The sequence below is a fragment of the Salinibacillus kushneri genome (genome assembly GCF_900111405.1).
In the GTDB taxonomy this organism is placed as follows: domain Bacteria; phylum Bacillota; class Bacilli; order Bacillales; family Alkalibacillaceae; genus Salinibacillus; species Salinibacillus kushneri.
Map to the genome: position 1 here is coordinate 236,737 of NZ_FOHJ01000003.1, position 21,880 is coordinate 258,616.

Here is a 21,880-nt window from a genome sequence, read left to right on the forward strand (position 1 = left end):
TCTAAAGCTTACTGATATTGGTTAACTGGCTTTGGATGTCTTTGCAGAGTAATAAATAGGGAAACGCCAGCTAAGAACAGAAGTGTACTTGATATGAAAAAGACGGATGAAATACCGAAATAGCCTGAAATGAAGCCGCCAATTAAAGGGCCAATCATATTTCCCAGAAAACGAAGACTGGTATTGTACCCTAAAACTTCACCTTGAATAGAGATGGGTGCTGCCTGACGAATATAGGCAACTCGTACCGGAATAATTCCGCCTAATGAAACGCCTAATAAGAAGCGGATTATGACAAGCTGCCAAATATTTGTTACAAATCCTCCTGGAAAATAAACAATAGCAGCAAAGAATAATAAGAGTACGAGTATTTTTTCGTGATTGAATCGATCGGCTAATCTTCCCCATCTTCTGGCCATTAGTAAATTTCCCAATCCTGTAATGGAGAAGGCAAGCCCGGAGAAAAAGGCTAAATTAGCAGGCCCATGTAATTCCCCAACATATAACGACAATATGGGTTGTATACTAAAATGAGCCACTTGGATAATAATGGAGATAAACATGATCATTAATAAAACGGGATGACGAAAAATATGTTGAATGACTTCTTTACTCGAATATTTCGTTTGTTCTTCATCCTGGGTATCCAGCTTATATTCTTTTACCCCAAAAATAACCAATATGGATGCTATGACTAAGGGTATCGATGTCACAAGGAACGTCATTGAATAGCCAAAGGTATCTGCTAAAACACCACCTAATAATGGTCCAAGTAATGTACCGGTCACATTACCGGTTTGTAGCGTTCCAAGTACTTTTCCAGCATCTTTTTTAGGTGTTTGTGTTGATATAAGTGCCTGTGCTGTTGAAATAAACCCTGAAAATAGCCCCATAAACATTCGCAGGAAAAATAATTGAATAACATTTGTAACAAAGGCCATCAAAAATACACATATACTTAAACCAATACCAGCAATCATTAAGAATTTTTTACGCCCATAGTAATCACCAAATCGCCCCCAAATGGGAGAAAAAATAAACGCTGTAACGAACGTTATGGCAAATACCCATCCTGACCAGTTTTGTACATATTTATCGGAAAAGTGACCAAAGGTTTCAATATATAATGATAAAAACGGGACAACCATGGTCATACTTCCTGCAATAAAGAAGTTTGCAAACCACATTATCGCTAAATTTCTTTTTGTTATTTGTTCGATATCTAAGATGACAAACCCCTTCCTTCTAAATATTTCGTGAGTCTAAATATATATCATAACGAAATATTACCAAAAAAGGAATGAAGATGCATGGGAATTTTATAGGAAAAGTGACAAAACATCACTCGGGTTTGAATACGTAAGTAATGGTGTTTCACTTTTATTTAAGACAAAGTCTTCTGTATTCGATAATATACCCAAATATGATACAATCAAAAACACAATGTATGCAAAAAAGGTAGGGATAATCATGACTGTTGTTCATAATATGTCTGATTTAATAGGCAATACGCCTTTAGTTAAATTAAATAAACTATCTCCTGAAAATGGCGCGCAAGTTTACTTGAAACTTGAAATGTTTAATCCGAGTGGTAGTGTAAAGGACCGCGCTGCCTATGGTATGATTGTAAAAGCTGAAGAGGACGGTTATCTCAAGGAAGGTTCAACGATTATTGAACCAACGAGTGGAAATACAGGTATTGGTCTCGCGATGAATGCAGCTGCTCGTGGTTACCATACCATTTTAGTAATGCCTGACTCTGCTACGAAAGAACGCATCAAATTAATGAAGGCATATGGTGCAGAGATTGTACTCACACCAAGTGAGGAGAAAATGCCTGGAGCGATTAAAAAAGCCGAGGAGCTTAAAAGAGAAATTCCAAACAGTTTTATTCCTTTACAATTTGAGAATCAGGCCAATCCCGATGCTCATCGCCATACAACAGCAAAGGAAATCATTGATGATATGAATGAATTAAATAAGTCTCTTACAGCCTTTGTTGCTACGGCTGGTACTGGAGGAACGATTACTGGAACAGGTGAGGAATTGAAAAAATATTATAAGGACTTAACCATTCATGTAGCAGAACCAGCAGGATCTCCAGTCTTATCAGGAGGTAAGCCGGGAAAACATAAATTAGTCGGAACCAGTCCGGGCTTTATACCGGATACACTAAATCAAGAGGTTTACGATGAGATTATCCTGGTAGAAGACGAGCAGGCTTATGACATCACAAGAAGATTAGCAAGAGAAGAGGGAATTTTAGTAGGTGCATCAGCAGGAGCATCTTGTTTTGTAGCAAAGGAAGTAGCAAAACGTAAAACGCCGGAAGATATTATAGTGGCCATAGCACCTGACACTGGGGAACGATACCTTTCCAGTGATTTATTTGAAGAATAAAGAAAGAGGGCAAGCCTATTTAACGCTTGTCCTCAAATAATATTTCATCGGCTAATTGTTCAGCTTCATTTTCTCCATAAATTTCATATTGGCTTAACATAGTATTGGTAATATTTTCTATTTCCCGTCTGGTGTAGCCTAATTTTTTCATAGCAATGGTTGTATAGGCCATGGCTTGAGGTAGTCGCATGAACATGCCTCCTTTAGGCTTATTATGAACGAAAATATAAAAAAGATAATCGAAAGTTCCTCAGGGCTAAAAGGCTTTACTTAAATCAAATGCTTTGTTAGGAACCCTTATTCTAAACGCCAGATGATTGTTTTTTAGATTAAAGCTCATAACCTCTATATTAAAGTTACTTCTCATTTCCATTTCTGTAATAGCTGCATAAATGGTTTCCTCACCAGGATTCACTTTGACCCATTCAGGCATAGGATAGTTATCCTTGACATAATCCAATACTCGTTTATTAGGCAGTTCAAGCCTTCCAAGTGAAATGGAACGAAGCTTTAGCATCAGATCCCCATTTTCTTGAACAATAGGATCAAAACGGGCTGTTAGTGGGATATCCTGATCAAATGCCTCTATCGTTCCGATAAGTTGAACACTTTCTTCTATTTTTACAGTGTAATCAAGATTTGTGTGCTTTGACAGCTCATCAAGATAGGTATTGATTAACTTATTTAAATTTTCTTTGGAAGAGGAAATGGTGAATTCAGCCTCTCCTTTATCCACTTCCTGATGGTTTGGATCAGGTGTTTCCCCTGAAAGCGGCAGGAATATTAATAATATGACCCAAATTAAGAGAAAAAGGTTAATTCCTGCTATTCCGAAAAATAGCACCTTCCATTTATTTTTATTCTTATACATGACGCTATTCTCCAATCCCCATGGTTATTCCTGATTGATTTCAAAAAATTCTTCTAAGTATTTTAATATTTGCTCACCCATTAATTGGTATCCTTTGGAATTTGGATGAAAGTGGTCCTCGGCAAACAGATTTTCATCTGTATTTACAAATAAATCCTTTACAGGTATAAAGGTTGCAGACTCATAATTGGATACGACCTTTTGCCCGATATAATTATAGTCCGTTATGATTTTATCTAATTCAGGTATGTCCTCAAAGTACTGTGAAAAAGGATTGAATAAGCCGATTAAAAAGATATGCGCATCCTCGTTATATTGTCGTATGATGGTGAAAATGTCCTCTAGCCGATTCTGATACGCAGATTGTTCCTTTGTAAAAGTATCATAAGATAAAGAGGTGAAATTTTCTTTTACGATTTTCATGATATCATTTGCTCCAATGGTTATGAGAACCATATCGGCATTTTTTACTGAAGAAATTAAATCTTCCTTTTCTTTTAACCTCTTTAACAGCTGGTCTGTACGATTTCCCCTTTTTCCAAAATTATCCACAACCAATTGATCAACATTACTATTTTCCAAACGATTCCTTACTATTCCTACATATCCCTCGTTTTCTGTTTCATCGCCAACACCCTGTGTTAATGAATCCCCAACAGCTGTTATATGAAGTGTTTTAGGTACAAAGAAATCAATCGTTTTCTCAACGACTTCTGTTACTGATTGAGACACTTTATCTGTAATGGTTCCCTCTTCATTAGAGGAGGTTGAATCCTTGCCGTCCTGTGCCGATGTATGCTGATTTTCCTGAGCAATTCGTCCATTTGTTTGAGTGTTATCATTTGACGGGGGAAAAATCACAAACCCAACGAGTACAACGAATAGAAGCATTATAACGGTAACGATTATTTTTCTCATGTTATCCACACCTGTCAGTAATATCTATGATTTATCGTTAAATCTTCAGTCGGATTTAACTGAGGCCCTGCCGTTTTTTCGATGTCCAGCTGCGGCTCCTAGGTCCAAGCAGACATAAGCATAATCCACTACGTGGCGAAAACCGTGCCACTTCGTGTATTCTGCTTATGCAGTTGGACCTAACCAGTCGCCTTCGCTTTTCTTGTTTATACATTTCCCAATTTTAATTGTGAAAAAACAGTGTTTGAAAAGAAATGATTTTAGATGTTTCTTCTTTTTGTATTATATTCAAAAATTTTACTTCTAGTATGAAGTATTTTCTTAAGGTAAGCTGTAGGAACTAGGTTTAAACTGTCATAAGCGATCCCAGCGGAGATGAAGGACAAGGTATGTGAATGGTGTAAGGGAGATGTCCTTCATGGAAGGTGTGAAGAACAAAAAGAGGCATTTGATCATCCTAAAAGTCCTTCATTAAGGTAATGAAAGACAAAATATTGCTGAACACATTTAAATTGTCCTTCATACCCATCATGAAAGACAAATCTCTGTAAAAATAATGATTATTGTCCTTCAAACAGACCACCAACTAATATTTATTAGCCTGAAAATTCCTGCTTGACCTATTATTATTATAAAGTTACGTATAAAATAAAAACAAATTAAGGGTTAATTTTAGGATATCATGAGAAAGTGATTTTCGATACTGTTTAAACCGTTTTGAAATAGGAAAGACGTTATCAAAGGGAGCACCAAGCGTTGAACCTTTTAACGGAGTAAAACATAACAAAGTTAGCTATACAGATAGAGGATTAGGGAATGGGTAAGTTTAAAAAATCCGTGCAAAACTTGAAATTACTTAATAAAAATAGCGGAACGAATCCCTTCGCGGAGGATCTCGTTCCACAGCTGTTTCTATGCCTTTTCCTCTTGTCCAAGGGAATGGTGGTTATGTGTAAGGGCAGCCGGGCTGGACTTATCAGCTGATTTTCCTTCCTTGCCTTTTTTAAATAAGCCTTCCCATTTCTTTTTAAACCAGAGAGCGGTGGTAGATGTAGATGTTTTTGAAAAATGTTCAGGCTTAGGAAAAGGATCCTCAATTCCATTTACGAGTAACGTAATTTTAAACTGTTTTCCTGGCTTATTGATATAATAGGACCCTAATTTGACTAAATCCGCTTTATGGAACATATCATGAAGACGGAGGTTAATTTGACGATAGGCTTCCATATCCACTCCTTGTGTATAGCCAATATTGAGAATCATTTGTTTGCCGTCTGCATAATTATCAGGTAAATATGGAGCTGAAATTAAATTTTTTAATGGCTGATCAAAAGAATCTCTTTCAATTGTATGTAAAAATAATGGCCCGTCACTTTGTGTGATAAAATGCTTAATGTCCTGGACGTCTATATTCATTTCACCTGGTATACTTACCATATTTTCAAGTGCTTCTACTAACTCATCTTCTAAAGAGTTGAAAAATTTGTTGGCTTCCACAACGGTTGTGTCAGATTGTATCATATGAAGCATACCCTCTCCATGGAAAAAGGCCACAGTATCACAAATTTCCTTCATATGATAATATTGATGAATGGCCGTCTCCAATCGCTTTTTACCTTCAAATTGAAAAGGGAAGCGAAAAATGCCTAATAATAATACTCGTTCATTTTTTATCGTGTGAAGCTGTTCAATAAGTTTGTCAGTTTCGTTAGGGTCTCCGCCAACAAAATGATAAAAGCAAAAATCATCCTGATTCATATGAGGTGCATATTGATAGTAATCCTTTTCAAATTGTGAATGCTTCAGTTTGTAAATCGCTACATCGTTTTTCATATAACGCTCACCACTTCGTCATTTTTCTTCTCATTATACAAGACAAGCTATAAAAATTATGTCACTCACTGTCATAAACCTATGACTACTTTTGTGCTTTTTTAAGGAATAATGGGGATTAAAGCGTCTGATTAAAATAAAGGGTATGGATTTGTCTTTTTGTACACATATTATAAATGTAGTGATATGGATGCGTATCACCATCAGTAAAGTTTTATTTCAGGAGGATCGAAATGGCAACAGGAACAGTGAAATGGTTCAATGCAGAAAAAGGCTATGGATTTATTGAAGTTGAAGGTTCGGACGATGTATTCGTTCATTATTCTGCGATAGAAGGTGAAGGCTTTAAGACCTTAGATGAAGGTCAAACCGTTACCTTTGATGTAGAACAAGGTCAAAAGGGTCCACAAGCCGCAAACGTTACAAAGATGTAACGAAACCAAGGGTTCTAACGAGTATATCGTTAGGACCTTTCTTTTTTCTATTCAAATACGATTTTGGGACGTGATTAGCTTGATATTTGACGCCATCATTTTAGGTGGAGGATTTGCAGGATTGCAAGCAGCTATTCAATTAGGGCGTTATGAACACTCAACTTTAGTGATTGATTCCAATAATGGCAGATCAACACTGTGTAAGAGTTATCATAATATTCTGGGCTATCCGGATGGGGTTAGTGGACAACATTTACGTAGCATAGGTCGTAAACAGGCTCAGGAGTTAGGTGTAGAATTTGTTCATGATACGGTTGAAACAGCCAAAAAGGAAGAAACGTATTTTGTTTTACAATCAAAGCAACATGAATATAAAGGAAAACTTTTATTGATTGCTACAGGCGTAATGGATCGAATTCCGCCGTTTGATTCCATATACCCATGTCTCGGGGAGAGTATTTATGTTTGTCCTGATTGTGATGGTTATGAAATTCGGAATCAAAAAACCATTGTTTTAGGCGCTGGGAATGCGGGAGCCAATATGGCCTTAACGTTGTCTTATTGGTCAAATCATCTTGTATTTGTGAATCATGAGAAAAAGAGCGTAGATGACGAAATCATGAAGCAGCTTACACAGCAGGATATCTCTTATATTGAGGATTCAATTGATGATGTGCTGGCAAAGGGAAGTCAATTTGAAGGTGTAACCCTAAAGAATGGAAAAGAAATTAAAGCGGAAAAGGGCTTTATTGCGTTTGGAGGTAATGATGTACGGTCTGATATTGGAAAACAGCTTGGTGTAGAACGTTTGGAAAATCGCCATATTGTTGTCAATCCAAGGACTAAAATGACAAGTATTCCTAATGTCTGGGCAGCGGGAGATGTGGTTGCACATTCTGAACAGGTGACAATAGCGATGGGTGAGGGGTCGCAGGCTGGAATCTGGATGCATAAAGCTTTACAAAAAGGTATTTAGGACCGCCTGTGAAATGAAAAGCTAACAAATTGATTGAAGCTTTCTAACAATGACAAGAATCCCCATTTATAAGATGAAGTCAGAAACAAATAATATAGATGTACCGCCAATGGAAGGGAGGGAATACGAATGACTGTATCAGCCCAAGTAAAACAAACTGTTGCAGGACTTAAAAGTGCCCAGGCAAGTCTTGAACAGTTTGCTCTCCAAACTCAAGACCAGCAAGCAAAGCAAGTGTATAATAACGCAGCACAGCAAACCAAATCGTTAGTTCAGACGCTTGAGCCACGCGTACAACAAATTGAACAGGAAGAACCTGAATATAAAGGTTTTTAAAGTATGAAATATAATAGTTGGAACCCTTGCCTATCGTATCTTTGGCAAGGGTTTTATTATAGGAAAGACAAATCAGATCGTCACATTAGCTAAAGCAACTCAGAGTGACTAGTGAAGCTCCCTTCACCTTTGTACAACAGATGTCTCCTTATCTCCTGTGGTTTTCGTCATATCCTTCTGTCGCTAAACAAAGTGGTTACCTCTTTTATGTTCTGTCACAAGAACTGTCCTTTAAGTTGGGCTGGTTTTATCCAAAAACAACAGATAAATAGTATTTAATGGTTTCAATTTGTTTCGTAATTTCGCTTTTGTTTTGGGATTTAACTGCAGCTTTTAGTTGATCTATCGAAAGTTCTATATTATTGTACATTTTATCCTCTCCTAGTAGCTGCATTTTCCATAAGTGTTTGTCGTACTGTTTTTTAATTTTCTTGATTTGTTTTTTTGCTTGCTGCCAATCAGAGACCTTCGACGACATTTCAACTTGATCGAGGTTTTCATTAAACTTATCTTTCGTTTCTTCCATTGCTGAACAGCCGGTTAATATACTAAGGATTAAAATGATGGGTATAAAGGGTTTTCCCATTATTCCACTTCCTTTCTGTCAGTTCACACTCATATTTTTTCTGGAAATGGAGAAATTATGTGTGTATGGGAGGGTTTACAGATGCCAGACTTTTTATTGATATTCGTACGAACCTTTATAGCTTTTCTGGTTTTATTTATATTGACAAGGCTAATGGGTAAAAAACAGATTTCACAATTTACCTTTTTCGATTATGTAACGGGAATCACAATTGGTAGTATTGCAGCGACCGTTTCAGTTAATGAATCCGTTAAAATAATGAAAGGTGTCTATGCATTAGTTTATTTAACGATATTTCTCTTCATTATCTCCTACATAGCCCTAAAATCTTTTGCTTTTCGGGGACTAGTAGAAGGATCTCCAACTATATTGGTTGAAAATGGTAAGATTTTAGAAGAGAATTTGAAAAAGGTCCGTTTTACTTATGACGATTTATTAATAAGACTAAGAGAAAAAAATGCTTTTAAAGTCTCGGATGTGGAGTTGGCTGTTCTTGAGACTGATGGACAGGTTAGTGTCATGAAGAAAGCAGGTAATCAGCCATTAACGCCCCAAACCATGGGGCTAATGGTGGAAGATGAACATCGACCGCAAATTGTAATTATTGATGGGAAGTTAATTGAGAAGAAATTAAAAGAATATGGTTATACGAAAGAATGGTTACTTGGTGAGATTAACAAGCAGGGTGCACAGAACTTCTCAGATGTTTTTCTCGCTCAAATTGATTCAAAAGGAAATGTTTATGTGGATTTATATGTGGACGACACGGACGATCAGCAAATTCAGCAAAAGCCATTGCTTGCTGCCCAGTTAAGAAAAATACAAGCGGATTTAGAAGGATTTGCTTTGCAAACAAAAGATAAAGAGACTAAGCAGCTTTACTATGAACAATCACAGCAATTACAGCAGTTAATTAATGATTTAAATCCATTATTAAAATAAACGGAGAAGCCTATAAGCGTAAACGTCAGCTTATAGGCTTTTTCGCTTATTTGGTGAGGTTACCAGATGTGGTTGGGCAAATCATTGAATTAAAAAATGTAAATAAGTATAAAAGCTTATGGTTTTCAAAAAGCAACATCTTAAAACGGTTTATTTAACATAAATGGGGGCTGCACCACCAGCCCCCAGCCAACACAAATCAAGCGCCATCATCTACATCAATTTGACTTAAAGGCCTTTCTGCCGGCCCTTCGATAATATCTCCTTCTATGGAAAAACGAGAACCATGACAAGGACAATCCCATGTGTGTTCACCACTATTCCATTCAAGTTCACATCCCATATGAGTACAGGTTGTATTAACGACATAGAGCTTACCATTTTCATCTTTATAAGCTCCTGCTCTTTCTCCATCGATTTTTACGACGGCACCTTCACCATTTTCCAAGTCTTCTGTTGATTTTGACTTCATGCCGACTTTGCCTTTGATAAAATGTCCTGCTACATCCAGGTTTTGGCTTACAAACCTTCGCAAACCTGGATCTGCCTTAAATCTTGATGGGCTGTAAAGTTCTTCGAAAGGATTATCCTTTCGAAGGATTATGTCCGTTACTAATTGAGCTGCGACAGTGCTGGTTGTCATGCCCCATTTGCGAAATCCGGTTGCAATGAGGATGCTTGGCTCGTTTGCTGTAATTCGTCCTATATAGGGTACTTTATCCAATGTGGTTAAATCCTGGGCAGACCAGCGATATAAAAATTCCTTAATGCCCAGCTTTTGATTGGCAAAGTCCTGGAGGGCCTCATAATGTTTTATCGTATCGGTATCATGTCCTGTTTTATGATTTTCACCAGCTACAATCACGATTTCTTCGCCTTTATATGTGGCTGTTCGGAGTGACCTGGTTGGCTCATCGGCACTTAGATACATACCTCCAGGAAATTTTTCACGGGTTTTAACACCAATAACGTAGGAGCGACTGGCGTACATTCTGGAATAATAGGCCCCTTTAAAGTCATAAAATGGGAAGTGAGATGCAGAAATTACATATTGCGCGGCTGCTTTGTATCCTGGTTTTGTAATAACTTTAGGTCTTGCTTCCTCTTGTACATCGACAGCAGTTGTTTTTTCGTAAATCTTTCCGCCCCTTTTAATAAAATCATCAACCAGGTGTTTTAGATACTTTAATGGGTGAAACTGAGCCTGATTTTTCATCACTAAAGCGCCTTTTACATGATCAATGGGAAGCGGAATATCTTCCAGGAACTCACTGTCAATGCCCAGTTTTTCGTAGGCATCCCACTCTGTTTCCAGATCCATTCGTGACTGGTTTGAGGTTGCATAAATCACGGCATCCTGTTCTTTAAAGTCACAATCGATATCGTGTTTTTCAATGAGATCTTGAATGAACGCTTTAGCCTGCATATTTGCTTCATAATAATCACGGGCTTTTTCTTTGCCAAAGTGATTCATAAATTCATTATAAATTATATTATGCTGTGCAGTGATTTTCGCCGTGGTATGCGCTGTTGTTCCATTTAGAATTTGGCTCGCTTCCAGTATGACAACGTTCATGCCTTCCTGCTGCAGTAAATAACCTGTTGTAATACCGGTAATTCCACCCCCAACGATGACTACATCCGCTTCAATATCTTTATCAAGAGGGTCATATTGATCAAAGGGTACCGAATCCCTCCAAAAGGGCTCTGGGTAGGTGGGCATCATATTTTTTGATGGCTTGTTTTGGCTCATGTGGATCCTCCTTCATTTTGATAGCACTAATACTAATTTTTCCAAATGAGCCAAATCCATACGAATCCAAAAGGAAAAGTGTAAACTAATGGATTGCTGCATACATCTATTTCTTCACAAACATTACATTCGATTAATACACGCTAAACAAGTAAAACCCAATCGAAACTACAGCAATATCCGCTAACATATGTAGAATCCAGGAATTTAAAAAGTTATTCGACTTTGTATTTAACCAGCAAAAGATGATGCCGATTGTAAAGAGCCCAAGTAACGCAAGCAAGATTAACCAAATAGTAAACCATGTTGCAAATATAGCGATATGATAAAGTGCAAAAAGACTTGAAGAAAAGAGGTAAGCAAAGACTTTATGGTTTGTCTGATATAAATTTAAGAAAATAAAACCTCGAAAAAAGAACTCCTCTAATAAGGAATTTCCAAATGTAATGTAAAGAGCTACATACATATAAGTTTTCTGTGTAATGTGAAGTCTCGTTTTTAAATCTCCTATAATTCCTCCAAGATTGATAAAGTCTTTTAGCAAAAAGAAGGTTAATAAAACAATGATGAAAGCCGCAATTCCCAGTAGAAAACCACCTTTTAATCGCTTCCAGTCCATTGCTTTTAAATGTAAAAAATCAAGAATTCTCTGCTTCCATATAAACCGAATGAAAAACAATGGTACAAATAAAAACAAACAAACTTTTGCCATTGTTTTGGGTACATAGGTAGCCTTTAATGCCTGTTCAATGACTACCATCAATATAGAATGAATCACAGCCAGTATAACAATTGTTAAAGCATGCTTTCTCTTCATATCATCACCTGTTTAAAGTATAACAAAAAGAAGGAAATACAAAGGCCATTAAGAAGAAAGTATAGAAGGAAGGGATTTTACGCGATGTGTCAGGGGGGATTCTATGAAATACCAATTGTATCCATTAGGTGATCAGGCCATTGTCATTGACCTTGGTGATTCTATAAACAAGGATATACATCAAAGAGTAAGAACTGTAATGCTTCAATTAGATGAACAATCTTTTGACTGGATGATAGAATATGTTTCTTCGTTTACATCTGTAACTATCTATTATGATCCAATAAAGGTGATAAAGGCTCAATCCTGTTCTTCTCCTACACTCCCTTATGATTTTGTCGCTCAAACGATAAATAGACTTCTGCAAACTTCAGAGCCAAAACGAATAACAGATCCTCAGGTTGTAGAAATTCCTGTTTTATACGGTGGAAAAGCTGGTCCTGATTTAAAGGAAGTCGCTCAGTATAATCGGCTTGCACCTAAAGAAGTCATAGACATCCATACCAGTAAAGCATATTTCGTTTATATGATTGGATTTGCTCCAGGTTTTCCCTACTTAGGTGGAATGTCAAAAAGAATTGCCATGCCACGAAAACCAACACCACGTTTAAGCATCCCTGCTGGCAGTGTGGGGATTGCAGGGGAACAAACGGGGATTTATCCTATTGCAACCCCAGGTGGATGGCAAATTATTGGCCAAACACCAGTAAAGTTATTTACCCCCAGTTATTCTCCGCCAAGTCTGCTTCAAGCAGGGGATTCCATTCGTTTTACTTCGATTACAGCAGAAGAATTTGAAGCGTTGGGGGATAAGCATGATTAAAATCACGAAACCAGGTTTATTCTCTTCCGTTCAGGATATAGGGAGGTATGGATACCAAAAATATGGAGTTAGTGTAAGTGGAGCGATGGATTCGATTTCCCATCGTCTGGCCAATTTATTAGTAGGAAATGATGAGTATCAGTCCACAATCGAATGCACGATGGCAGGTCCGGAAATGGAGTTTCACCAAGACTGTCTTCTATCCATTTGCGGAGGTGACTTCAACCCGACTATCAATAAACAATCAGTGGGAATGTGGCGACCAGTCTGGGTAAAAAAGGGGAGTGTTTTGCGATTTGGCCAGTCTATAGAAGGCTGTCGAGCCTATTTAGCTGTATCAGGTGGCTTTGATGTCCCGAAGGTTTTGGGTAGTCGGTCTACTTTTATGAGGGCCAAGATGGGAGGTTTTCAAGGCAGGGCGTTAAAAAAAGGAGATCAATTAAAAACAGGCCGGGCCAGTGCTGTAGCCGAACAAATTCAACGACTGGCAGGCAAAAAAGATGGGCCTATCGTTTCGTTTCATGAGACCAATTGGTTTGTCAGACCACCTTATTCATCAAGATTTAAACGGAAACTCCCAATCCGAGTGGTAAAAAGCAAACAGACAGAATGGTTTGCGAAAGATACCCAAAATCAGCTGGTTGAACGTTTATTTACCATTACAGCTCAATCCGATCGAATGGGCTACCGATTAGATGGTCCAGAAATAAAATGGAAAGAAAAGAAAGAGATGATTTCAGAAGCGGTGAGCATAGGGACGATACAGGTACCTGCAGAGGGAAATCCGATTGTATTATTAGCTGATCGGCAAACAACAGGAGGATATCCTAAAATAGCCCAAGTAACCACGGTGGATATTCCTTATTTAGCCCAGATGAAGCCAGGAGAAACCCTGCAGTTTGAATGGATTTCACTTAAAGAGGCACAACAATTGTACCTGGAAAGAGAGAAGGAAATACAACAATTAAAAACGGGACTTTTATTAAAAATAAAGGGGGGATAATATGCACGTTGTAGATATCAATTGTGATTTGGGAGAAGGCTTTGGCGGCCATCGGAAGGTAGTCGATGAAAAAATTCTGGATTATATAACATCCGCAAATATCGCCTGTGGTTTTCATGCAGGAGATCCTACAACCATACGAAAAACCATTCAACTTGCTCTGGAAAAGAAGGTAGAAATCGGTGCACATCCAAGTCTTCCGGATTTCATGGGTTTTGGACGTCGGAATATGGATATATCACCACAAGAGGCCTACGATATGGTTGTTTACCAAACAGGAGCACTGAAGGCACTGGTCGAGACACAAGGGGGAAGGCTGCATCATGTTAAACCTCATGGAGCTCTCTATAATATGGCAGTTCAAGACAAAGCCCTTTCAGATGCTCTTGCTGCTGCCGTTTATGATGTTCATTCAGAGCTAATTTTGTTTGGCTTATCCGGGAGTGAGCTCATTGCTGCTGGTGAAAAAATAGGACTGAAAACAGCTGGTGAAGTATTTTCGGATCGTACTTATCAGGATGATGGAAGCTTAACACCAAGATCTGATGAAGAAGCGCTGATTAAGGACTATGAAACCGCAGTTCAACAAGTTATTCAGATGATAAAGGAAAACGTTGTAACATCGATAAATTATAAAAAGGTACCAATAAAAGCGGAAACCATTTGTATACATGGAGATGGTGAATATGCGCTTTCGTTTGCCAAAGAGATTCATGAAACATTAACGAAGGCTGGAATCTTACAAAAGGCTGTTTATTCTGATATATAAACTTGTAGGAGCCTCTTAAGTCCCCGAGCTTGTCCGGTAAAAATTCAGTGGGGATAAGTTTCCCCACTGGAATGACGCTAAAATTTTTTCTTTATATCATTCATACTAGGAATTTGTTTATTGATAATAGACTGCACTAAACGATCCTCAGTTTGCTTTGACACTGGTTTTTTGGCCATTTTAGATACCCGGTTAATTAATTTGCGCACTGTTTTTTCATCACTTAAATCTGCATTTTGAACAGATTTTACCAGCTTCATAATATCGTCTTGCTTTACACCGGTTGATTTTTCCACATTTTTAAAAAAGCCACGATCCATGTATTTCCCTCCTTGGAAAGTAATGAACACATTGTCCATTACTATCCTATTCAATCGTTTCAGAAGAGGATAGGTCAGGTGTTGGAGTTTCTTCCAAAATGATAAAAGTGTACCAGATAAAACGATGGCTTATCGTGTATAAAATAAATGCTTTTTCTGTCTTTTTGAAATGAACAAATACTTATTATATGGTATAATCATATTTAAATAACAGTCTTTAAAATGAATTACTTGTCCATTTAATATGGACATTTGTATATAAACTAATTCTTTTTCAGGAGGGATATGATGACGAGTCAAAAACTTCAGCACTTTTTAAATAAGAATTTAAGAGACTTAAAAACGAAAGGACTATACAACGAGATTGACACCGTAGAGGGAGCGAATGGACCTGTCATTACAATTAATGGCAAGGAGCTTATTAATCTATCATCTAATAATTATTTAGGACTGGCAACAGATGAGCGTTTGAAGGAAGAAGCAATCCAAGCTGTCAAATCCCATGGTGTAGGTGCAGGTGCAGTACGTACCATTAATGGAACATTGGACTTACATAATGAGCTAGAGAGAAAGCTTGCCGAATTTAAAGGTACAGAAGCAGCCATTTCCTATCAATCGGGCTTTAACTGTAATATGGCAGCGATATCTGCTGTTATGGACAAAAATGATGCCATTTTATCTGATGAATTAAACCATGCATCCATTATTGATGGCTGTCGATTATCAAGAGCAAAAATTATTCGCTTTAACCACTCTGATATGGATGATTTACGCGCCAAAGCGAAGGAAGCAGTGGAATCTGGTCAATATAATAAAATCATGGTCATAACCGATGGTGTATTCTCAATGGATGGGGATGTTGCCAAGCTTCCTGAGATTGTCGAAATCGCTGAAGAATTTGATCTTATGACTTATGTGGATGATGCTCATGGCTCAGGGGTCTTAGGAAAAGGTGCAGGTACAGTTAAGCACTTTGGTCTTCAGGATAAAGTAGACTTCCAAATGGGAACTCTGTCAAAAGCGATAGGTGTCATTGGCGGTTATGTAGCTGGTAAGCAAAACCTTATTGATTGGTTAAAGGTGCGTTCACGTCCATTTTTATTTTCAACAGCCGTCACACCAGCGGACGCAAAAGCCACTATAAAAGCTATTGATTTAATTATGGAAAGTGAAGAATTGCAGCAAAATATGTGGGAAAATAGTGAGTATCTTAAAAATGGTTTGAAGAAATTAGGCTATGATATTGGAAATAGCGAAACTCCAATTACTCCAGTAATTATAGGTGATGAAAATACAACACAACAATTTAGTAAACGGCTGATAGAAGAAGGGGTTTATGCGAAATCTATCGTATTCCCGACTGTTCCAAGAGGGACAGGAAGAGTACGGAATATGCCTACTGCAGCCCATACAAAAGAAATGCTGGACCAGGCGATTGCTGTATACGAAAAAATTGGGAAAGAGTTAAATATATTATAGTACAGATTGGGATCAACGAGGAGAAGCAGGAGGAACGACCATGAAAAAAATATTAGTTACCGGAGCGTTGGGACAAATAGGTTCTGAATTAGTTATGAAGCTGCGGGAGGTATACGGAAATGATTCTGTCCTTGCTACAGATATTCGCAAAGAGGACTGTGAGGTTGTCCATTCCGGGCCCTTTGAAATACTAGATGTTCAGGATGCTAAACGTTTTTCTTCCTTAGCCAGGGAGTATCATATTGATACCATTATGCACTTAGCTGCCCTTCTATCGGCTAAAGCTGAAGCTAATCCGCAGTTAGCATGGACTATCAATATGGGAGGACTCGTAAACGCCTTAGAAGTGGCACGCGAACATAACACACAATTTTTCACGCCTAGCTCCATTGGTGCTTTCGGTCCTAATACGCCGAAGTCCCGAACGCCTCAGGATACCATTCAACGTCCGACTACAATGTATGGAGTCAATAAAGTATCCGGAGAACTATTATGTGATTATTATTATCAAAAATTCGGAGTTGATACCCGTGGAGTTCGTTTTCCAGGACTAATTTCGTATGTGACAAAACCTGGGGGAGGAACAACAGATTATGCTGTAGAAATGTATTATGGTGCAAAGGAAAATAAAGCCTATACTTCATATATTAAGTCCGGAACTTACATGGATATGATGTACATGCCGGATGCGATTCATGCCATTATACAATTGATGGAAGCAGATAGTAGCCGTTTAATCCATCGTAACGCATTTAATGTATCTGCTATAAGTGCGGAACCAGAGGATTTTGCTCAGGCTATTCGAAAGCATATCCCTGATTTTCAGCTATCGTACGATGTGGATCCGATACGTCAGGCGATTGCAGAAAGCTGGCCCAATTCTATCAATTGTCAAGCGGCAAAGGAAGAATGGGGTTTCCAGCCTAAATTTGACTTACATTCGATGTCTGAGGATATGCTAGAAAAAATTTAGTTAAATAAATGATGAGAGCTATGATTCTCCTCTAAAAAAAGACGTCCGGTCTTTTAAAATGTCCTTTACAAAGGGTACATTTTATTTGAGCCAGACGTCTTTTTAACATAAATCAACAAGGTAACGAGTAGATATATAAAATGACTGAATAGTAGAATTTTGCTATACTTATAATAACTTTTTTAGAGAGGGTTGTTATCTACATTGATAGATGAGTAAGGTTATTTCTTTAAGGAGCGATATACTTGGATTTAATATTTTATGAAGGACAAGATATGAAAGAGTTTTTAGTAAGTAATCGTAATCTATTTGAAGAATATTTACTTAAAGAAGCTGTAAATGTTCGGGATAAAATTGATAAAATTCATCGTATAGGCAATATTAATTTAATTAATAATGCCCATAAACTGGTCTTGTTTATTGTAGAAGAAAAAACAGAGGATGTTGTACAATTTGCAGAACAAGAAGGAGTTGCCTGGGCCAAGCATTCGTTAACCTTAGCTTTTAAACTTGAATGGGTACATGCAATCCGGCGGACTTTATGGCATTTCCTTTATCTATTTGATGAGAAACGAAACAAAAGGATAACTCTTGATCGTTTTTATATTCAAGAAAGTAAAATCAACGATCAAATCGACCAGTTTTTGAATGCCTTTTTTATTAGTTATTCCAAGTTTAAAGATGAACTCATTGAAAAGCAGAGACGTTTAGTCGAAAATCTATCGGTGCCAATCATTCCCATCACATCTTCTATTTGTGTCCTGCCATTAATAGGATCGGTGGATTACTATCGTGCTTCCATTATTGAAGAACAAGTGTTAATGGAAATTGGTAAGCTGCGAATTTCAACCCTGATTATGGATTTTTCCGGAATTGTAGATATGGAGGAGGATACCATTAGTCAGATTTTAAAAGTGATAGACGGGATAGGCATAATGGGTTGTAAACCGGTCCTGACAGGGATTCGACCAGAGCTGGTACGTAAATTTATGAAATTTGGCAGACTTAATGCAGAGACAAAAGGCACCTTACAACAAACCTTGAGCGAATATATGAATGAATTTTCTCAATGAGTAGTTTCCTATGGGCAGCTACTCATTTTTATGATTACGTGAACTCTCAGATGTCCATTATAAATATAGAGAGGAAAGGAAAACTAATCAGTAGCGATAGTTAGTTAAAGGAAGAGAGGATTAGGAATATGGATAAGAAACCTTGTAAGCAGTCTTTAACAGTGAAAACGTCACACGTGTTGCCTCCAGATACGAATGTGCATGGTACGTTGTTTGGAGGGAAGCTTATGGCATATATAGATGATGTTTCATCAATTGCGGCTTCCCGTCATGCCAGAAAAGCGGTGGTTACAGCATCAACCGACTCAGTTGACTTTTTAAATCCTGTCCATGAAGGCGACACAATCTGTTTGGAGGGATTTGTAACCTATACGCATAAAACATCTATGGAGGTATTCGTAAAGGCCGTGACAGAGAACCTCATAACAGGGAGACGGGATATTTGTGCCACAGCGTTTTTAACGATGGTAGCCATCGATGAAAATAACAAACCATCTTCTGTTCCTCACGTTTATCCAGAAACGGAGGAGGAAAAATGGCTTCATGAGGGTGCTGAGAAACGTGCAGCCCATCGTAAGGAGAGAAAATCTGAATCAAAGGATATGGCTGAAAAATTTGGAACAGATTTGCCATGGTTTAGAGCATAACTGTTATTTTAAACGAGTATGAATAAAGTAAGTATACACGGCTGTTTTTAAATGGATCAACATGTTAAACAGAGGTGTTGCAATGATAAAAAAGGCGTGTTTATATGCTTTTATATTAATGATCATGATTAGCTTTCCTTATACAATTGGAAGCAGCAACCCAAAGGATAACCAGGATAACGAAGATTCCATTCGGCAAAAAGTAGAGGCATTGAGTTTAGATGAAAAAATTGGCCAGATGCTGCTCGTCGGTTTCGAAGGTACTCAAATGAATTCCGAAGTAAAAGATTATATCACAAATTATCGTGTTGGGGGTCTCAGTTTATTTAAAGAAAATATTCAGAATGTCCAACAGGCTACCCAATTATTGAATCAAATAAAGAGTCAGAATAAAGGACAAATCCCTTTATTTTTAGGTGTTGATGAAGAAGGGGGAAAAATCAGTCGGGTACCAGATGAATTTCAAGCTCTGCCGGACGCCTGGGAGATAGGTGAGGTGGATCAGCCTGAATTATCCTTTCAGTATGGAAATATTATAGCCAGTCAGATCCAGGCCCTTGGCTTTAACATGGACTTTGCCCCTGTCTTAGATATTCATACCAATTCAAAGAACCCTATCATTGGGAGACGAGCGTTTGGTTCGACAGTCAAAAAAGTGAAAAGACACGGTTTAGCTGTGATGAATGGTATCCGAGCGTCTGGTGTGATATCCGTTGTGAAACACTTTCCTGGTCATGGGGATACATCGCTTGATTCTCATGAGGAACTGCCAGTCGTAAAAAAGTCACTAAAAAAGCTGCAGAAATATGAGCTAAAGCCTTTTAAAGCAGCTATAAAACAAAACGCCGATGCGATTATGATGGCACATCTGTCTTTGGCAAAGATTGACCCAAAGTACCCAACATCGCTTTCGAAGGTGATAATTCAGAATATATTGCGTCAAGATTTGAACTTTGATGGCTTAGTGATTACGGATGATTTAACCATGAAGGCGATAACGAATGATTATAAAGTGAGTGATGCTGCCGTTCAGTCTGTCAAGGCAGGAAGTGATATTTTGTTAATTGCACATGAGAAGGAAAATGTCAGGAAAACGCATAAGAAACTGAAACAAGCTGTTTTGGACGGGGAGATATCAGAAAAAAGGATAAATGAAAGTGTGTATCGAATATTAGATAAAAAGCGACAATACAATATTCATAACGACATGAATTCACCTGCAAGGGTAAACGAAATCAATCAGCAAATTAAAGAACTGTTATCGAAAATAAATGACAAGTAAAGAGTCCAAAATAAAAACGTATGGGAGAGGAGAGCATGGCAGAACAGGGGGAGAACTTAAAGCTTCGAGATAATACCTATATGTATTTTCGGTATTATCCATCTGAGGCAGACATTGTACTTATTTTGATTCATGGAATTGCAGAGGATCATAAGTATTTAAAGCCTTTAGCAGCGTATGTGGCAAATGAAAATCTTGCGCATGTATATACGCCTGATTTAAGAGGTTACGGAGACTATGCTGAAACAAAAGGGGATGTAGATTACATAGGTCAGCATGACGATGATTTAATGGAATTTATGGATTACATACAAGACAAGCACCAGCACTCAAAGGTGATATTAGGGGGGCATTCAGCTGGTGGTGGGACAACCCTTCGATTTACCACTCATGCTTATTCACAACATATAAGCGGGTACCTTCTCCTTGCTCCATTTGTTCATTTTATGGCCCCAATTATGAAAAAAGGTGACTCTGAAAACAAAGAAAGTCCTAATCAGGCACATGTAGGAAGGATCATGAAATTAATGATGTTAAATCGCCTTCATATGCGTAAAAGAAATCACCAAGAAGTATTAACCGTTCATGATCCGGCAAATGAAAATCCAGCCAAGCTTAAAGGATTAAGCTATCGATTATTTATGTCCCGGTTGCCTGATAGCTATAAGCGAAGTTTAAAAAGACTTACTAAACCAGCTTTAGTCCTGATAGGGGATCAAGATGAAGAATTTGAGCACTCAGCTTATAAACCATTGTTCTCGAAGTATGCGCAAAGTGCGAAAGTTACCGTCTTACCCCATTTAACGCATGACAGCTTGTTAACAAGCTCCCATACATTTCAAGCAATAAAAGAATGGATTAGACAGTTTTAAACGAAAGCAGGGAAAAGAAATTGGAAGGTATAGAAAAACTATATGTTATTCCATCAGGAAAGCCAAAAATTTGGGATCATCATCCTGAATTAGAAGCTGTAAAAGCATCGGAGGCCTATACAGGAACCTTTCATCGTTTGCTGCAGCAATATGTAAGAATGTTAGCCGTGGATTGGGTAATTATTTCCCCCAAATATGGTATTCTCGGGCCTGAGGATATCGTGCCGGAATCTTATAATCTATCTTTTCGTATGAAAAATAATCCGAATATCATTTCCATCGATGAAATGAGAAGCCAGCTGGCTCAAAAGCAATTATTGGATGTAGAAAACGTCATTATGCTGGGTGGTAAGAAATTTATACCAATCATAGAGAAACTGTTTCCCAAGGCTTTACATGACTATCCATTATACGGGTCAAAAGGAATTGGGGACATGCAGAGGCGTTTGAAGGATGCCATTAATCATGAAAGGGAATTATAAACGTATCCTTTTTGCGATTTGACAAAAACTATCGTAAAAAGGAGGTTTTTTTATGACCAAACGAAAAACAGCTTATGATGCAGCAAAGCAAAATAATAAAACTCCAGCAGAAAGTACCCCAAATATGGAATTTTCTGCAGAATATACAGATGAAGATGCCATGAAGGGATTTAATCGTAATTCGAAAAAAGGCAGGAAAGGAAAAGGGTCAAGAGGAGTTGAAAAAAGAGATTCATAAAAACAAGAGTGCAGGCCTATCTAAGCAATGTGTATTAGATAGGCCCGTAAATA

General features: G+C 37.8%; 25 protein-coding genes. 16 read left to right on the plus strand and 9 right to left on the minus strand.

Translation table 11 applies throughout. The annotated features are described in order from the left end of the window. Positions 1 to 8 precede the first annotated feature (8 nt). On the minus strand, positions 9 to 1,187 hold the full coding sequence (locus tag BMX63_RS05840; protein ID WP_177167201.1) for an MFS transporter: 1,179 nt from the start codon (positions 1,185 to 1,187) through the stop codon (positions 9 to 11). Between the two features lie 283 nt (positions 1,188 to 1,470). On the opposite strand from BMX63_RS05840, the gene cysK reads away from it, so the two are divergent. Next, on the plus strand, positions 1,471 to 2,400 hold the full coding sequence (cysK, locus tag BMX63_RS05845) for a cysteine synthase A (RefSeq protein ID WP_093132908.1): 930 nt from the start codon (positions 1,471 to 1,473) through the stop codon (positions 2,398 to 2,400). 19 nt (positions 2,401 to 2,419) lie between these two features. Here cysK and BMX63_RS17965 read toward each other — a convergent pair whose 3' ends face one another. The 4 genes from BMX63_RS17965 to BMX63_RS05860 all read right to left on the minus strand — a co-directional run bounded on the left by BMX63_RS17965 (position 2,420) and on the right by BMX63_RS05860 (position 6,022). Next, positions 2,420 to 2,590: a hypothetical protein gene (locus BMX63_RS17965; RefSeq protein ID WP_177167202.1), complete on the minus strand. Its 171-nt coding sequence runs from the start codon at positions 2,588 to 2,590 to the stop codon at positions 2,420 to 2,422. 66 nt (positions 2,591 to 2,656) lie between these two features. After that, positions 2,657 to 3,271, minus strand: coding sequence for a YpmS family protein (locus BMX63_RS05850; RefSeq protein ID WP_093132910.1), 615 nt, complete (start codon positions 3,269 to 3,271; stop codon positions 2,657 to 2,659). 24 nt (positions 3,272 to 3,295) lie between these two features. Beyond that, on the minus strand, positions 3,296 to 4,189 hold the full coding sequence (locus BMX63_RS05855; protein WP_093132912.1) for an SGNH/GDSL hydrolase family protein: 894 nt from the start codon (positions 4,187 to 4,189) through the stop codon (positions 3,296 to 3,298). Between the two features lie 912 nt (positions 4,190 to 5,101). Further along, the gene (locus BMX63_RS05860) at positions 5,102 to 6,022 is read right to left on the minus strand and encodes an FtsZ/tubulin family protein (protein WP_093132914.1); all 921 of its coding nucleotides are present in this window, start codon (positions 6,020 to 6,022) and stop codon (positions 5,102 to 5,104) included. 233 nt (positions 6,023 to 6,255) lie between these two features. On the opposite strand from BMX63_RS05860, the gene BMX63_RS05865 reads away from it, so the two are divergent. The 3 genes from BMX63_RS05865 to BMX63_RS05875 all read left to right on the plus strand — a co-directional run bounded on the left by BMX63_RS05865 (position 6,256) and on the right by BMX63_RS05875 (position 7,768). Further along, complete coding sequence (locus BMX63_RS05865) at positions 6,256 to 6,456, plus strand: cold-shock protein (protein WP_093132916.1); 201 nt, start codon at positions 6,256 to 6,258, stop codon at positions 6,454 to 6,456. A 79-nt stretch (positions 6,457 to 6,535) separates the two neighbouring features. Continuing rightward, positions 6,536 to 7,432 (plus strand): NAD(P)/FAD-dependent oxidoreductase, encoded by an 897-nt coding sequence (locus BMX63_RS05870; protein WP_093132918.1) that lies wholly within the window; start codon positions 6,536 to 6,538, stop codon positions 7,430 to 7,432. 129 nt (positions 7,433 to 7,561) lie between these two features. Beyond that, positions 7,562 to 7,768: a DUF1657 domain-containing protein gene (locus BMX63_RS05875; protein WP_093132920.1), complete on the plus strand. Its 207-nt coding sequence runs from the start codon at positions 7,562 to 7,564 to the stop codon at positions 7,766 to 7,768. A gap of 247 nt (positions 7,769 to 8,015) precedes the next feature. Here the strand turns inward: BMX63_RS05875 and BMX63_RS05880 are convergent, their stop codons facing one another. Continuing rightward, a complete protein-coding gene (locus tag BMX63_RS05880; RefSeq protein ID WP_093132923.1) occupies positions 8,016 to 8,354 on the minus strand; it encodes a DUF4363 family protein in 339 nt (112 codons plus the stop codon). 81 nt (positions 8,355 to 8,435) lie between these two features. Between BMX63_RS05880 and BMX63_RS05885 the strand changes: the two genes are divergently transcribed. After that, positions 8,436 to 9,296 carry a DUF421 domain-containing protein gene (locus tag BMX63_RS05885; RefSeq protein WP_093132925.1) on the plus strand — a complete coding sequence of 287 codons (861 nt, stop codon included), beginning with the start codon at positions 8,436 to 8,438 and terminating at the stop codon, positions 9,294 to 9,296. 199 nt (positions 9,297 to 9,495) lie between these two features. Here the strand turns inward: BMX63_RS05885 and BMX63_RS05890 are convergent, their stop codons facing one another. Both BMX63_RS05890 and BMX63_RS05895 read right to left on the minus strand, forming a co-directional pair. Further along, positions 9,496 to 11,049, minus strand: a complete 1,554-nt coding sequence (locus BMX63_RS05890; protein WP_093132927.1) for an FAD-dependent oxidoreductase — start codon at positions 11,047 to 11,049, stop codon at positions 9,496 to 9,498. 133 nt (positions 11,050 to 11,182) lie between these two features. Continuing rightward, positions 11,183 to 11,866, minus strand: coding sequence for a CPBP family intramembrane glutamic endopeptidase (locus tag BMX63_RS05895; RefSeq protein ID WP_093132929.1), 684 nt, complete (start codon positions 11,864 to 11,866; stop codon positions 11,183 to 11,185). Between the two features lie 103 nt (positions 11,867 to 11,969). On the opposite strand from BMX63_RS05895, the gene pxpB reads away from it, so the two are divergent. From pxpB to BMX63_RS05910, 3 genes are read left to right on the plus strand one after another with little or no spacing between them, the layout of a single operon-like run. Then, positions 11,970 to 12,689, plus strand: a complete 720-nt coding sequence (pxpB, locus tag BMX63_RS05900) for a 5-oxoprolinase subunit PxpB (RefSeq protein WP_093132931.1) — start codon at positions 11,970 to 11,972, stop codon at positions 12,687 to 12,689. Further along, positions 12,682 to 13,692 (plus strand): 5-oxoprolinase subunit C family protein, encoded by a 1,011-nt coding sequence (locus BMX63_RS05905; protein ID WP_093132933.1) that lies wholly within the window; start codon positions 12,682 to 12,684, stop codon positions 13,690 to 13,692. Before pxpB ends, BMX63_RS05905 begins: the two co-directional genes overlap by 8 nt. Position 13,693: 1 nt before the next feature. Then, positions 13,694 to 14,461, plus strand: a complete 768-nt coding sequence (locus BMX63_RS05910; RefSeq protein WP_093132935.1) for a LamB/YcsF family protein — start codon at positions 13,694 to 13,696, stop codon at positions 14,459 to 14,461. A 77-nt stretch (positions 14,462 to 14,538) separates the two neighbouring features. On the opposite strand, the gene BMX63_RS05915 is transcribed toward BMX63_RS05910, so the two are convergent. Beyond that, positions 14,539 to 14,781, minus strand: coding sequence for a stage VI sporulation protein F (locus tag BMX63_RS05915; protein ID WP_093132937.1), 243 nt, complete (start codon positions 14,779 to 14,781; stop codon positions 14,539 to 14,541). Between the two features lie 288 nt (positions 14,782 to 15,069). Between BMX63_RS05915 and BMX63_RS05920 the strand changes: the two genes are divergently transcribed. The 8 genes from BMX63_RS05920 to BMX63_RS05955 all read left to right on the plus strand — a co-directional run bounded on the left by BMX63_RS05920 (position 15,070) and on the right by BMX63_RS05955 (position 21,827). After that, entirely contained in the window at positions 15,070 to 16,260 is a 1,191-nt protein-coding gene (locus BMX63_RS05920) for a glycine C-acetyltransferase (protein WP_093132939.1), read from the plus strand. Between the two features lie 40 nt (positions 16,261 to 16,300). Beyond that, positions 16,301 to 17,233, plus strand: coding sequence for an L-threonine 3-dehydrogenase (locus BMX63_RS05925; RefSeq protein WP_093132941.1), 933 nt, complete (start codon positions 16,301 to 16,303; stop codon positions 17,231 to 17,233). Positions 17,234 to 17,478: 245 nt separating this feature from the next. After that, positions 17,479 to 18,306, plus strand: a complete 828-nt coding sequence (locus BMX63_RS05930) for an STAS domain-containing protein (RefSeq protein WP_093132943.1) — start codon at positions 17,479 to 17,481, stop codon at positions 18,304 to 18,306. A gap of 128 nt (positions 18,307 to 18,434) precedes the next feature. Next, positions 18,435 to 18,953, plus strand: a complete 519-nt coding sequence (locus tag BMX63_RS05935; RefSeq protein ID WP_093132946.1) for an acyl-CoA thioesterase — start codon at positions 18,435 to 18,437, stop codon at positions 18,951 to 18,953. Positions 18,954 to 19,014: 61 nt separating this feature from the next. Next, entirely contained in the window at positions 19,015 to 20,235 is a 1,221-nt protein-coding gene (gene nagZ, locus BMX63_RS05940) for a beta-N-acetylhexosaminidase (protein WP_093132948.1), read from the plus strand. A gap of 35 nt (positions 20,236 to 20,270) precedes the next feature. Further along, positions 20,271 to 21,107, plus strand: coding sequence for an alpha/beta hydrolase (locus tag BMX63_RS05945; RefSeq protein ID WP_177167204.1), 837 nt, complete (start codon positions 20,271 to 20,273; stop codon positions 21,105 to 21,107). Positions 21,108 to 21,127: 20 nt separating this feature from the next. Continuing rightward, a complete protein-coding gene (locus BMX63_RS05950; RefSeq protein ID WP_093132952.1) occupies positions 21,128 to 21,589 on the plus strand; it encodes a DUF6884 domain-containing protein in 462 nt (153 codons plus the stop codon). A 52-nt stretch (positions 21,590 to 21,641) separates the two neighbouring features. Further along, positions 21,642 to 21,827, plus strand: coding sequence for a hypothetical protein (locus BMX63_RS05955; RefSeq protein WP_093132954.1), 186 nt, complete (start codon positions 21,642 to 21,644; stop codon positions 21,825 to 21,827). The last annotated feature ends 53 nt before the right edge of the window (positions 21,828 to 21,880 follow it).

Excerpts from the sequence above, each read along its gene's own strand:
- BMX63_RS05840 (WP_177167201.1), bottom strand. The coding sequence starts at position 1,187 with ATGTGGTTTGCAAACTTCTTTATTGCAGGAAGTATGACCATGGTTGTC.
- cysK (WP_093132908.1), top strand. The coding sequence starts at position 1,471 with ATGACTGTTGTTCATAATATGTCTGATTTAATAGGCAATACGCCTTTA.
- BMX63_RS17965 (WP_177167202.1), bottom strand. The coding sequence starts at position 2,590 with ATGCGACTACCTCAAGCCATGGCCTATACAACCATTGCTATGAAAAAA.
- BMX63_RS05850 (WP_093132910.1), bottom strand. The coding sequence starts at position 3,271 with ATGTATAAGAATAAAAATAAATGGAAGGTGCTATTTTTCGGAATAGCA.
- BMX63_RS05855 (WP_093132912.1), bottom strand. The coding sequence starts at position 4,189 with ATGAGAAAAATAATCGTTACCGTTATAATGCTTCTATTCGTTGTACTC.
- BMX63_RS05860 (WP_093132914.1), bottom strand. The coding sequence starts at position 6,022 with ATGAAAAACGATGTAGCGATTTACAAACTGAAGCATTCACAATTTGAA.
- BMX63_RS05865 (WP_093132916.1), top strand. The coding sequence starts at position 6,256 with ATGGCAACAGGAACAGTGAAATGGTTCAATGCAGAAAAAGGCTATGGA.
- BMX63_RS05875 (WP_093132920.1), top strand. The coding sequence starts at position 7,562 with ATGACTGTATCAGCCCAAGTAAAACAAACTGTTGCAGGACTTAAAAGT.
- BMX63_RS05880 (WP_093132923.1), bottom strand. The coding sequence starts at position 8,354 with ATGGGAAAACCCTTTATACCCATCATTTTAATCCTTAGTATATTAACC.
- BMX63_RS05885 (WP_093132925.1), top strand. The coding sequence starts at position 8,436 with ATGCCAGACTTTTTATTGATATTCGTACGAACCTTTATAGCTTTTCTG.
- BMX63_RS05890 (WP_093132927.1), bottom strand. The coding sequence starts at position 11,049 with ATGAGCCAAAACAAGCCATCAAAAAATATGATGCCCACCTACCCAGAG.
- BMX63_RS05895 (WP_093132929.1), bottom strand. The coding sequence starts at position 11,866 with ATGAAGAGAAAGCATGCTTTAACAATTGTTATACTGGCTGTGATTCAT.
- pxpB (WP_093132931.1), top strand. The coding sequence starts at position 11,970 with ATGAAATACCAATTGTATCCATTAGGTGATCAGGCCATTGTCATTGAC.
- BMX63_RS05905 (WP_093132933.1), top strand. The coding sequence starts at position 12,682 with ATGATTAAAATCACGAAACCAGGTTTATTCTCTTCCGTTCAGGATATA.
- BMX63_RS05910 (WP_093132935.1), top strand. The coding sequence starts at position 13,694 with ATGCACGTTGTAGATATCAATTGTGATTTGGGAGAAGGCTTTGGCGGC.
- BMX63_RS05915 (WP_093132937.1), bottom strand. The coding sequence starts at position 14,781 with ATGGATCGTGGCTTTTTTAAAAATGTGGAAAAATCAACCGGTGTAAAG.
- BMX63_RS05920 (WP_093132939.1), top strand. The coding sequence starts at position 15,070 with ATGACGAGTCAAAAACTTCAGCACTTTTTAAATAAGAATTTAAGAGAC.
- BMX63_RS05925 (WP_093132941.1), top strand. The coding sequence starts at position 16,301 with ATGAAAAAAATATTAGTTACCGGAGCGTTGGGACAAATAGGTTCTGAA.
- BMX63_RS05935 (WP_093132946.1), top strand. The coding sequence starts at position 18,435 with ATGGATAAGAAACCTTGTAAGCAGTCTTTAACAGTGAAAACGTCACAC.
- nagZ (WP_093132948.1), top strand. The coding sequence starts at position 19,015 with ATGTTAAACAGAGGTGTTGCAATGATAAAAAAGGCGTGTTTATATGCT.
- BMX63_RS05945 (WP_177167204.1), top strand. The coding sequence starts at position 20,271 with ATGGCAGAACAGGGGGAGAACTTAAAGCTTCGAGATAATACCTATATG.
- BMX63_RS05955 (WP_093132954.1), top strand. The coding sequence starts at position 21,642 with ATGACCAAACGAAAAACAGCTTATGATGCAGCAAAGCAAAATAATAAA.